Annotated in this window: 9 protein-coding genes; 6 read left to right on the forward strand and 3 right to left on the reverse strand. The window is 59.0% G+C overall.

Translation table 11 applies throughout. The features are described from left to right. Positions 1-23: 23 nt before the first annotated feature. Positions 24-908 (reverse strand): sulfate ABC transporter permease subunit CysW, encoded by an 885-nt coding sequence (cysW, locus tag FJ426_RS29675; RefSeq protein WP_140562478.1) that lies wholly within the window; start codon positions 906-908, stop codon positions 24-26. After that, positions 901-1,764, reverse strand: coding sequence for a sulfate ABC transporter permease subunit CysT (cysT, locus tag FJ426_RS29680; protein WP_140498425.1), 864 nt, complete (start codon positions 1,762-1,764; stop codon positions 901-903). Before cysT ends, cysW begins: the two co-directional genes overlap by 8 nt. A gap of 605 nt (positions 1,765-2,369) precedes the next feature. On the opposite strand from cysT, the gene FJ426_RS29685 reads away from it, so the two are divergent. From FJ426_RS29685 to FJ426_RS29695, 3 genes are all read left to right on the forward strand, one after another. Further along, entirely contained in the window at positions 2,370-3,044 is a 675-nt protein-coding gene (locus FJ426_RS29685) for a hypothetical protein (RefSeq protein ID WP_140498426.1), read from the forward strand. Between the two features lie 538 nt (positions 3,045-3,582). Next, the gene (locus FJ426_RS29690) at positions 3,583-4,932 is read left to right on the forward strand and encodes a UDP-glucose/GDP-mannose dehydrogenase family protein (RefSeq protein ID WP_140525324.1); all 1,350 of its coding nucleotides are present in this window, start codon (positions 3,583-3,585) and stop codon (positions 4,930-4,932) included. After that, a complete protein-coding gene (locus FJ426_RS29695) occupies positions 4,929-5,957 on the forward strand; it encodes an NAD-dependent epimerase/dehydratase family protein (protein WP_140561274.1) in 1,029 nt (342 codons plus the stop codon). Before FJ426_RS29690 ends, FJ426_RS29695 begins: the two co-directional genes overlap by 4 nt. 57 nt (positions 5,958-6,014) lie before the next feature. Here the strand turns inward: FJ426_RS29695 and FJ426_RS29700 are convergent, their stop codons facing one another. Next, complete coding sequence (locus FJ426_RS29700) at positions 6,015-6,914, reverse strand: formyltransferase family protein (RefSeq protein WP_140498428.1); 900 nt, start codon at positions 6,912-6,914, stop codon at positions 6,015-6,017. 433 nt (positions 6,915-7,347) lie between these two features. On the opposite strand from FJ426_RS29700, the gene FJ426_RS29705 reads away from it, so the two are divergent. From FJ426_RS29705 to FJ426_RS32210, 3 genes are all read left to right on the forward strand, one after another. Next, a complete protein-coding gene (locus tag FJ426_RS29705) occupies positions 7,348-8,331 on the forward strand; it encodes a sulfotransferase domain-containing protein (protein WP_140561276.1) in 984 nt (327 codons plus the stop codon). A gap of 17 nt (positions 8,332-8,348) precedes the next feature. Further along, a complete protein-coding gene (locus tag FJ426_RS29710) occupies positions 8,349-9,452 on the forward strand; it encodes a glycosyltransferase family 4 protein (protein ID WP_140561277.1) in 1,104 nt (367 codons plus the stop codon). 372 nt (positions 9,453-9,824) lie between these two features. Beyond that, the gene (locus FJ426_RS32210; protein ID WP_140561279.1) at positions 9,825-11,645 is read left to right on the forward strand and encodes a sugar transferase; all 1,821 of its coding nucleotides are present in this window, start codon (positions 9,825-9,827) and stop codon (positions 11,643-11,645) included. The last annotated feature ends 24 nt before the right edge of the window (positions 11,646-11,669 follow it).

Raw genomic sequence — 11,669 nt, forward strand, 5'->3', positions numbered from 1 at the left:
TTTCCACTTTTGGGCGACATGCATCAATGTCCACGCGCGGCGGCGATCTCGGCGCCGTAACGCATCTCGAGCAGTGTCTTCAGGACCAGCGTCACCAGCGCCAGGCCGGCCAGCAGCGAGGCGACGGCAAAGGCGCCGACGGCGTTGTATTCATTGTAGAGGATCTCGACATGCAGCGGCATGGTGTTGGTCAGGCCGCGTATATGGCCCGACACCACCGAGACCGCGCCGAACTCGCCCATGGCGCGCGCATTGCACAAGAGCACGCCGTAAAGCAGCCCCCATTTGACGTTGGGCAGCGTCACATACCAGAAGGCCTGCCAGCCATTGGCGCCGAGCGACAGCGCGGCCTCCTCGTCGCCATTGCCCTGTTCCTGCATCAGCGGGATCAGCTCGCGGGCCACGAAGGGGAAGGTGACGAAGACGGTGGCCAGCACAATGCCGGGCACGGCGAACAGGATGACGATGCCATGCGCCTTCAGCCAGGCGCCGAGCAGCCCCTGGGCGCCGAACAGAAGCACGTAGACCAGGCCCGAGATGACCGGCGAGACCGAGAAAGGCAGGTCGATCAGCGTGGTCAGGAAGGCCTTGCCCTTGAACTCGAACTTGGCGATCGCCCAGGCGGCCGAGATGCCGAAGACGACATTGAGCGGCACCGAGATCGCCGCCACCAGCAGCGTCAGCCGGATCGCCGAGCGCGTGTCGGGATGGGCAAGCGCTTCGGTGTAGGCGCCGACGCCCTTGGCGAAGGCTTCGTTGAAGACGATGATCAGCGGCAACAGCAGGAAGATGCCGAGGAAGGCGAAGGCGATCGCCATCAGCACGGCCTGCGCCGGGCGGCTTTCGGTCACCGCCGCCGAGCGGCTGTCGTGATGAGGCTCGTAGGATTTGATCTCCGGATCAGCCATAGCGCTTGCGGCTCCATGTCTGCGCCAGGTTGACGATGAGCAGCATCAGGAACGACAAGGCCAGCATGATCGCGGCGATGGCGGTCGCCGCCGGGTAATTGTACTCCTCCAGCCGGATGACGATCAAAAGCGGCGCGATCTCGGACTTGTAGGGCAGGTTGCCGGCGATGAAGATGACCGAGCCGTATTCGCCGACGCCGCGCGCGAAGGCCAGCGCGAAACCGGTGACGATGGCCGGCGCCAGGCCGGGGAACAGCACCCGGGTGACGATCTGGAAGCGGCTGGCGCCGAGCGTGGCGGCGGCCTCCTCCACCTCCTTGTCGATCTCCTCCATGATCGGCTGCACGGTGCGCACGACGAAGGGCAGGCCGATGAAGACCAGCGCGATGACGATGCCGAGCGGGGTGTAGGCGACCTTGAGCCCAAGCGGCAGCAACAGCTTGCCGATCCAGCCATTGGGCGCGTAGAGCGTGGTCAGCGCGATGCCGGCCACCGCCGTCGGCAGCGCGAAGGGCAGGTCGACCATGGCATCGACGATGCGGCGGCCGGGAAAGCGGTAGCGCACCAGCACCCAGGCGACCAGCGTGCCGAACACGACATTGACGGCGGCCGCGACAAAGGCGGTGCCGAAGCTGATCTCCAGCGCGTTGATGGTGCGCCGGTCGGTGGCGATCGCCCAGAAATCGGTCCAGCCGAGCGCCGCGGAGCGCCAGATCAGCCCCGACAGCGGAATGAGGATGATGAGGGTAAGGTAGGCAAGCGAGAAGCCGAGCGTCAATCCGAAACCCGGAATGACGCTCGGCTGTCGAAACCGCCAACCCGCCCGAGCGGGTGCTGTGATGGCCACTGCTGTCATGGAGTTCCGGATCGCCCCACTCTTCAAGCCAGATTGCCCTTCGCTATGACTTCAAGAGCCTTGGGCGTGCAAGTTCGTTGAAAGATATGGTGCCTACTTCCATTCGCCCAAAGGCGTGTGGATTTTCTTCCTTCGTCGTCATTCGGGCTTTCTCCGGCTCTTCTGACTACTCCTTACTGCGCAGGTCTCCAGGTCTGGTTGGACGAGCACCATCACCGAAATGATAGGGTACGCGTATTCTTCAATCGTCGAAAAATTAAGCCACAAGCCTTGCATGTCGCGACCAGCGTTGGGTCCCGAGCATCCACCGCGCGCATACCGCCCGGCAGACGGCGTTCGGCGGATCGGACGGCAGAATTTGCAGACGTCGTCTTGTGGACCAGGCGACGCCGACAATGACGAAAGCGAAGCTATGGCAGCAAGTAGTAGCGAACACAATCGCGCGCGGATCAGCCGACAGTCGGAAGTGGGACCCTTGCTCAAAAGAATAGGTTGGCCACGCCACTAAGATATCTCACGCGTTCCCGTGGTGGCCTTCTACGCAATACAAAACCAACGCATCATGGAGCGCATATCAGATTAGAAATCCGCCTGGGGAGGAGGATATGAAAAACATCTCAAATGACCTGATGGAAATTGCCGGCCGAATTCGCCCTGCGCGGGAAGCCTTCGCGGAGGCGGACAGGAGGAGGGTCGAATCCGCTTTGGAGGCAGGACGACTTCTTTGCCAGGCCAAGGACGACTGCCTGCACCAGCAATGGATGGCTTTCCTGAGATGGGCCGATATGGATGAACAAGAGGCTCGAAAGCTGATGCAGCTTGCCCGCGCGGGACTGACATCGTGCGTCGTTTCGGAAATCGGCGGCATCGATGCGGCACTGGCCTATCTTGTGGAGGCAAGATTGCCCGAGCCGGAAGAGTGCCTGACCGTGGGCCGCGTAGGCTGGCCGGAAAAGAACACGCCCTTCGCGATTATCAAACCCAATGCCGCGCATCCCGGCTATTACGATATCGCCATTGCCGACATGTGGGCCAATCCAGCAACGGTTTTCTCATCGAGAAAGCCGCTTCGGGGGGAAAGCATGAGGCAAGCCGACGGGTCGTTCTTCAACAGCCTCTGGCATATTGTCGATCGTGAATTGGATGTCCCGCATTCGCAGCGCGAGTTCCAGATGATGCCGGCGGATCTGTTCTCGCGAGATGGTGCCTTCCTCTTCGCCAAGCCTGTCTCCGCGGCTGACAGTGCGACGGAAAGCGAGGCCCACAGCTACATTCTTTGAATGTTCGCCGGCAAACGCGACCGCGCAGCCCCGCAACAATTCCATTGCATGGACCGGAAAAACGCCCTGCCGGCCTCGGCGTGCTCTGCCTAGCCTTGTTCGTCACGGCAGAACACTCCAGCGCGCCGTCTCACCCGGACGAAGATCTATCAAGCTCAGGCGAGGCTGTTCGAGGGCAATTTCCTGTCTCGGCTCCCGGACGGCAAGTTGAAGCGAGAACCGAGCTACCTCTAGGAGCATGGCAAGAAGACCAAACGGCAGCCGACCGGAATTTTGACGGAAAAATGAACTCAAGCAATCGACGCGCCAATGAAGCGCCGTCAGCCGGCTTGCAGCCGAGCGTGGCTACGCGCCAGATCATCTCGTCTCGTCCATTTGCAATGGCCATCAGCACTTAGCGTTGTCAAACCGTGCCAGACGACCGTCCGGGCCCATACCAGGTCTCGGAAGTGGTAATGTCTTATCCGATTGCGCACTCCATTTTCTTGGCCGCTGCTGGCTTAATCGCGTCAGTTGTCATCATCAGAGTGGCGGTTACATGCGCATCGCGATTGTTGGTTCGGGTTACGTGGGTCTTGTATCGGGCGCTTGCCTGGCTGATTTCGGCCATCAAGTCGTCTGCGTCGATAAGGCGGAGGCCAAGATTGCCGATCTCCAGGCCGGAAGAATGCCGATCTATGAGCCAGGTCTCGACGACCTCGTCGACAAGAATTCCGCGAGCGGCCAGCTCACCTTCACCAGCACGCTTACAGCGGCAGTCGCCGATGCGGACGTGGTGTTCATTGCCGTCGGGACGCCTTCGAGGCGAGGCGACGGCCATGCCGATCTGTCCTATGTCTACGAAGCGGCCCGGGAAATCGCGGCCGCTGTTCACGGGTTCACCGTGGTGGCAATCAAATCCACGGTGCCGGTGGGCACCGGGGATGAGGTCGAACGGATCATTCGCCAATGCAATCCCCTAGCCGATGTGGCCGTCGTCTCCAACCCGGAATTCCTGCGCGAAGGAGCCGCGATCGACGACTTCAAACGACCAGACCGGATCGTTATCGGCCTCCCGTCGGACGAGCGTGGCCGGGAGGTGATGGCGGAGGTGTATCGGCCGCTCTATCTCAACCAGGCACCCATCCTGTTTACCGGCCGCCGCACGTCCGAGCTGATCAAATATGCGGCCAACGCCTTCCTGGCGCTCAAGATCACGTTCATCAACGAGATCGCGGATCTCTGCGAGAGCGTGGGCGCGAACGTGCGCGAGGTAGCGCGGGGCATCGGGCTCGACAATCGCATCGGCTCAAAGTTCCTGCACGCCGGCCCGGGCTATGGAGGATCCTGTTTTCCAAAAGACACGCTGGCTTTGGTCAAGACGGCGCAGGACAGCGGCGCGCCATTGCGCCTGATCGAAACGACGGTTGCCGTGAACGACCAGCGAAAACGCACCATGGCGCGCAAGATCGTATTTGCCTGCGGCGGAGATGTCCGCGCAAAGACAGTGGCCTTGCTGGGTCTTACCTTCAAACCCAACACCGATGACATCCGTGAAGCGCCTTCCCTCTCGATCATCCAGGCCTTGATCGATTTTGGAGCACATGTCCGAGTGTATGACCCCGAAGGCATGGAACAGGCGAAAATCGTGCTCGGCACAAGCGTAAGCTATGCCGAAGGCGCCTATGAATGCGCCGAGGGCGCCGACGCGCTGGTCATCGTGACCGAGTGGAATCAGTTCCGCGCCCTGGATTTTGAACGACTGTCCCGCACGATGTCGAAACGGGTGGTGGTCGACCTGCGCAACATTTACCGGCGGGAAGACATCTCCAAGCACGGCTTCGAGTACGTGAATATCGGTGAGGGAGCGGTCGGAGACAAGGCAGTTTTCGCCGCGGCCGCGGAATGAGGTATCTGGTCACCGGCACCGCAGGATTCATCGGTTTTCACCTTGCGCGCCGGCTGCTCGACGACGGTCATCGCGTCACCGGCTTCGACGGCATGACGCCATACTATGACATCGTCCTGAAGCAGTCCCGACACGCCCTGCTTGAAAGATACGACGCCTTTCGCGCCCATATCGGCCAACTGGAAGACCTGGATGCCCTTCGCGGCGCCGCGGACTCCGCCCGGCCCGATGTGATCGTGCATCTGGCCGCGCAGGCCGGTGTCCGCTACTCAATCGACAATCCGCGAAGTTACACGGACAGCAATCTCGTCGGCTCGTTCAACGTCCTTGAGCTTGCGCGTGATCTCAAGCCCCGGCATTTGCTCCTTGCGTCCACGAGCTCGGCCTATGGAGCGAACGACAAGATGCCATTCGTCGAAACCGACAAGGCTGATTGGCCGTTAACCTTCTATGCGGCCACGAAGAAGGCGATGGAGGCGATGGCGCACTCCTATTCACATATCTTCGGAACGCCGACCACATGCTTCCGCTTCTTCACCGTATATGGCCCCTGGGGCCGGCCCGACATGGCCCTCTTCAAATTTGTCGACGCGATCGAGAACGGCCGTCCGATCGAAGTGTATGGCGAAGGCCTGATGAAGCGCGATTTCACTTATATCGATGATCTCGTCGAAGCCATCGTCCGACTCGTCGAATGCACGCCTGCGACAGGTCGCGCGGCGTCCGCTCCCGGCGTCGTCGACACGCTGTCACCCGTCGCGCCGTGGCGTGTCGTCAACATAGGCGGCGGCGAGCCTGTCGGGCTGCTGCCTTTCATCAAGACGATCGAGAACTGCCTGGGCAAACGCGCCATCCGCAAGATGTTGCCGATGCAGGCTGGCGACATGCGGGCAACCTATGCCGACCCCCGCCTGCTGGAGGCCCTTACGGGCTTTCGCCCTTGCACCAGCGTCGAGGACGGGGTGACCGCCTTCGTACGCTGGTATCTGGAAGAACGGCCGTCGCGGCCGACAATCGCCGCCTGAAGCGCGCAGACCTGTGCTCCGTGCACGCGCCTAGGTCCTTGGCGCGACACAGGTTGGTCATGCCGAGGCCAGCTTGGCATGTATCCTGGGCCTTTCGCCATGCCAGGATGTCACCTCAATGGCGGCTCCGTCTCCACAAAGCACTGTAAAGCCGCTGTCGGTATGAGTTTGGACCTGGCCGGTCAGCCCGATATGGCGCCCAGGCGGGGCAAACATGCGCGCCTTGTCGATCACGATCTTGGCACCGGCAGTGAAAGTGAAGGCGCCCGGATAGGGATCGCCGATGGCGCGGACGAAACGAAGGACATTCTCGGCAGCATCGCTCCAGTCGATTATTCCGTCATCGGCCGTGCGCTTTGCGCAATAGCTGGCAAGGGATTCGTCCTGCGCGACGCCCACGGCCTTGTCACGACTTATCGCCGAAACGACAAGCGGCGTCATCTCGAACAGTGCCTGCTTGTGCTTGTCGTAAAGCGAGCGCGCGGTCTCGTCCGGTGCCACGGCAAAAAGCTTCTGGAGGACGATAGGGCCACTGTCGACACCCTCGTCGAGCCGGAAGAAAGTCGAGCCCGTCTCCTTTTCATTCGCAATGATCGTCCAGGGGATCACCGCCCTGCCCCGAAAACGCGGTAACGGCGCCGGGTGAAAGCCGATCGAGCCATATCGGGCGACCGAGCGAAATTCGCCGCGGCAGATTTGCGACCAGCCGACCACCATCGTCAAATCGGGCCGCTCGGCTTCGAGCCTGTCGATCGTGTCGGGCGCATTGATGTCCTTGGTCAGGTGGACCGCGGCCCCGGCCAGACGTGCCGGCCCCGCCAGATCGACGAAATCGGAATGGCGTTTGGAAGCTTCGCCCGCAAGGGTGACAAGCAGCGAAGGCGTCATGCCAGCTTCGACAAGGGCATCGAATGCGACCCGAGATCCCTCCACCGCACCGACAAAGGCTATGCGCATGAATTCAAGGCTCCAACTCACCGGCGTGAGCGATAGATGGACACAGATCTCTTCTATTGTCTGCTTCGTTTCTGCGCCCAAGTCCTCCTTTAGAGGTAAACGGCAGCCGGCGATGCATCCCTATGTGCAACTCGTCCCTTCAAAGAAAGCTGGGTATTTAGGGGTTGCGACAGCGGGATTGGAATACGCGATGGACAGCTTCGCCGGCTTGGCATTTCTGGATCGCAGCGCCACTACAGTCGGGAAGGGCGGATCTGATCTGCTACGCATGGCGATCCTGCTTTCTGGACGCCGACGCATTTGTGCTTTCGTCCCGCTACGAAGATTGCGCGGTACCACTCAAGGCCATGGCCGGCAGCCCGCCCATCGCGTCCTTCGACTGCGACGTCATACATGCTGCGCTACGATCCCCAAGGACTGAAGACCTGTCACCATGCTGACGACCACCCGTCTGACATTGCATAAGATCGACGCCCGGATCAGGATGACCTGGGCTGCGTCGGGCGCAGACGCGTTTCTTGTCTCCTATCCCGAATCCGGAGCAACCCAGCTTAGACATATCCTTTCGGAATACTTTCGTCGCCACGCCAACGGCGAAAATGTCCATCTTTCGCCAATGTTCGAGGTTCTTCCGGATTTCGATCTCGATCCGACGAGGGGCATCCCGGCTTTTCGTTACACAGATGAGCGCCATCGTGTGCCGCTCGTCCTGGTTTCGCACCTCACCTATAGACGCTCGCTTTTTCTCAACCGACCCATCATCTTCATGACTCGAGATCCGCGCGACGTAATCGTGTCAGCTTATTTCGATGCCACACGTCACAAACGCTGCTTCGAAGGCACCATGGACGCGTTCATTGCCGATCGCGAACAAGGCCTGCCGGCTCTGATAGTATATCTGAATGATTGGGGTAGAGGTCTAAAGCATCACGTAAGTGCAGTATTGGGCTATGGGGAACTGACGGAAGACCCTATGGGTGCCTGCACGCGTATCCTGAGATTTCTCGGCCACACACCGTGCGTGCGCGCGCTTCAGGATTCTATCGACGCCTCGCGTTTCGATGTAATGCGTGAGCATGAGATGGCGGGCGGCCTAGCGGCCCACGATGGCGAAAGCCAGCATGCGCGTCCCGGCAAGGTCGGCGGCTTTTCCGATCATCTTAGTGATGCGCAAGCCGAACTCATTGAGCAGACCTGCATCGACTGGCTAACTCCAGCCGCGATCGAACTGCTTGCCCGTGGCGGAACGCGGCTCGCATGCGGCTGGTATGAACTTCGCCGCCAATTCATGGATGAACACGGCCAAGGCGAGACGATCAAGAGAGATCTTCCTGTCGTCGAATCCCTTTCCACCAATCCATGCAGCAACTTGGCGGAGATCGCCGAGAAGTATGGAAATAATCCATCGACGTCCTGACGTTAAGAGGGGAGTAAATGCGACTTGCGATTGTGCAGGCGGGCCTGGGTGCAGGAGGGACGGAGCGCGTCGTCAGTCTGCTTGCCGCAGATCGATGCAGGCGCGGAGATGAAGTCCATCTATTTGCTTTCGTGGGAGAGCAAGACAAGAGCTATTTTGCCCTGCACCCGAAGGTCACCGTCCACAGACTTGTAGAGGATGGAGCTTCGCGGCTTTCGAAACTCGGATTTGTCCGCAGCTTGCGGCGCGTGGTCGTGTTGCGCGCGGAATTCAAGCAGCTTCAGCCCACTCTGATCGTTTCATTTCTAACAAAGATTAATATTCTTTGCCTGCTGGCGGCGAAAAATCTTGGCATCCGGGTTATTATCTCGGAAAGAAACAATCCCAAAGCGCAGAAAAAACACGCCGCTTGGCGGCTCGTTTCTGGCATCATACTTCGGCAGGCGGATCGGCTCGTCATGCAGACTGATGCGATTGTCAAGACGCTTCCGGATACGCTCAGAAGAAAAGCCCACGTTATCGGAAATCCTTGCGAGGTCATCGGAAATCCGTGCGAGGCGACCGATGCCTACAAAGACCATGGCAATGAGATGTTTCGCCTGGTCGCCGTCGGACGCCTGGTGGAACAGAAAGGCTTCGACACGCTGATAAAGGCGTTTGCTAAAATCACTACCGAGTTTCCGGCATGGGCGTTGACAATCTTCGGCGAGGGACCTGATCGGGTTCTTCTTCAACGTCAGATCGATGCGTTGGATTTGGAGGACAGGGTAAAGCTTGCCGGCATTACCGAGCGTCCGGGCGAATGGGCGCGCGACGCCTCCCTCTTTGTCCTGCCGTCACGCTACGAAGGCTTTCCCAACGTGCTGATCGAGGCGATGGCGGCAGGCCTGCCCGTCGTCGCAACGGACTGCGATTTCGGTCCATCCGAAATCATCGAACCAGGCGTTTCGGGTCTGCTGGTACCAGTCGACGATGTTGCCGAGTTGGCATCCGCGATGGCATGCCTGATGCGAAACAATGCTCTTCGCCACAAAATGGGTAGATCGGCCCGGAAAACGATCGATCGGTTCTCAATGCAGCAGATTGCGGAGAAATGGGACTCCGCTTTGACGAAATTCTGAAAATGAAGGCAATCGATCACGAACTCAGTTATTCAGGTGCGCGATCTACGAATGAAAAATATCCGATGCCGGACAAGAACACCTCGAGCGTTTTCAAATCTGGCGCACATATCCTGATGTTCATCCGGAGAATGATCTTTGATAGGCGCACTTTACAGCCAATGTAACTAAAAGCGGCGACCTGTCGCGCGTGGAAGGCAATGCCCGCACATCGTCCCTGATTGGGATCGGTCTCAAGACACAAGGCACATGTAGACTTCGAGATTGTGTCCCGTGGCGTGGCCTGGCTTTTGACCACTACGAAGCCTTGCGGTTGGCCAGAGGACGTATCAGCGAGCTGCGGCAGGCATGCCGATGAAAGGAGCATCGCTCATGAAACGCACGTTCGACCTGCTCGGTGCCGCCTGCCTTCTGCTGCTGATGTCGCCCTTCATCGCGGTGCTTTCAATAGCAGTCGCGCTGCTTCTTGGGCGGCCTGTTTTTTTCCGCCAGGAACGTCCCGGCCTGCACGGGAAACCATTCAAGATAATCAAGCTCAGAACGATGACCGATCGTCGGGATCGTCATGGCCGGCTGCTTCCCGATGCTGACAGGCTGACTGGCTTTGGCAGCTTTCTGCGCGCAAGCAGCCTTGATGAGCTGCCCGAATTGATCAATGTATTGCGGGGTGAGATGAGCCTCGTCGGGCCTCGTCCCCTCTTGATGGAGTATCTCCCCCGCTATAGCCCTGAGCAGGCGCGTCGTCACCAAGTCATTCCCGGCATCACAGGTTTGGCGCAGGTGAACGGCCGCAACGCACTTGATTGGGAGAACCGCTTCGTCCTGGACGTCTGGTATGTCGATCACCGGACCTTCGTACTTGACCTGAAAATTCTCTGCCTGACCTTTTACAAGATCTTCACCCGAGAGGGGATCAGCGCCGCGGGACACGCCACCATGCCCGAGTTCATGGGCTCGCAGGTTTTGCAGTCGGGCGGGCCGTTGAGGACGTCTGGATCGCGCCTGCCACGGTTGGCCGCAAGGGTTGCAGCCATCGGTATTCTGCTAGAACTTGGGACTGCCGCTTTCGTTTTTGTTGTCGATCCATATGGGATCAACCATCATCTGGAGATTCCTGATTTCAATGCCGAAAAGACACATCGCCTTTCGATCGGTACGACAGCCGAGCGCTCACTACGTCTATGGCTCACCGACTACGACACTTTGATCCTCGGCGGCTCGCGGGCGCGCGTCGGGCTTGATCCCGCCGGACCGAGCCTAGCTAGGCTGAAGGCCTACAATGCCGCGGTTCCGCATGCGAGCATGGTCGAACTCTATGACATTGGCATGTTCGCCCTGGCTCACGGCGCACCCCGCCGGATGATCGTCAATCTCGATTTCTCCATGTTTGAGGCGGACCGAACGGAAACCCAAGATTTTCCGGAGTCCGGCTTTGCCGGAGTTCCAATGCCTATCGTTTATGCGCGGTCCCTGTTCTCCCCCGAAAGCTTTATCGACGCTTTGCGGACGGTGCACGCCAACAGCATTGGATTTCGGGAGACCGACAAGGAAGACGGTTTTCACCAGATCATGTTGGCACATAATTACAGCTACAGACAGGTGTCCGACCAGAGGCTGAATCGGTTGATGGCGGAGTTTTCGTCTCCCGGCAGCTTCGATTATGACATCACCAGAATCGGCCTGTTGCATGACCTGCTGGATCGTCTCACCGCCGCTGGAGTAGACGTCACGCTCTTCATTTCGCCGATACATGCTCGTCAGATGGAAGCACTCAGGGCCATGGGGCTACTCCCGGTTTACGACCGCTGGCGTGTGGATCTGACGTATACCGTAAGTCAGGTCAACGCATCCAAGACAGCCACGTCTGAAGTGAAACTGTGGGATTTTAGCGGCTATAACTCCGTTACAATGGAAGACATTCCGGATCCGGGCGATCGTCATCAGACGATGCGGTGGTACTGGAGCTCTGCGCGTTACACTCCGGCCTTGGGAGAGTTGATGCTGGATCGCATGCTCGGCCAAGCCTATTCGGGCCCGTCGGATTTCGGCATATCTCTTACCGGATCCAACCTTAGATCAATCCTCGACCAACAGCGAAAGAGGCGCACCATATATGTCGTGCTTCATCCCGAGGAGATTAATAGGATATGGAACCGTTTGCTTTTATTTAAATTTACAAAGCCAAATATCTAGGCAATTTTCTCTTTATTAGTTCGG

Source organism: Mesorhizobium sp. B2-6-4, from assembly GCF_006441495.1.
In the GTDB taxonomy this organism is placed as follows: domain Bacteria; phylum Pseudomonadota; class Alphaproteobacteria; order Rhizobiales; family Rhizobiaceae; genus Mesorhizobium.

What these genes read in the sequence shown, in the direction of transcription:
- cysW (WP_140562478.1), bottom strand. Translation starts at nt 908, where the DNA reads ATGGCTGATCCGGAGATCAAATCCTACGAGCCTCATCACGACAGCCGC.
- cysT (WP_140498425.1), bottom strand. Translation starts at nt 1,764, where the DNA reads ATGACAGCAGTGGCCATCACAGCACCCGCTCGGGCGGGTTGGCGGTTT.
- FJ426_RS29685 (WP_140498426.1), top strand. Translation starts at nt 2,370, where the DNA reads ATGAAAAACATCTCAAATGACCTGATGGAAATTGCCGGCCGAATTCGC.
- FJ426_RS29690 (WP_140525324.1), top strand. Translation starts at nt 3,583, where the DNA reads ATGCGCATCGCGATTGTTGGTTCGGGTTACGTGGGTCTTGTATCGGGC.
- FJ426_RS29695 (WP_140561274.1), top strand. Translation starts at nt 4,929, where the DNA reads ATGAGGTATCTGGTCACCGGCACCGCAGGATTCATCGGTTTTCACCTT.
- FJ426_RS29700 (WP_140498428.1), bottom strand. Translation starts at nt 6,914, where the DNA reads ATGCGCATAGCCTTTGTCGGTGCGGTGGAGGGATCTCGGGTCGCATTC.
- FJ426_RS29705 (WP_140561276.1), top strand. Translation starts at nt 7,348, where the DNA reads ATGCTGACGACCACCCGTCTGACATTGCATAAGATCGACGCCCGGATC.
- FJ426_RS29710 (WP_140561277.1), top strand. Translation starts at nt 8,349, where the DNA reads ATGCGACTTGCGATTGTGCAGGCGGGCCTGGGTGCAGGAGGGACGGAG.
- FJ426_RS32210 (WP_140561279.1), top strand. Translation starts at nt 9,825, where the DNA reads ATGAAACGCACGTTCGACCTGCTCGGTGCCGCCTGCCTTCTGCTGCTG.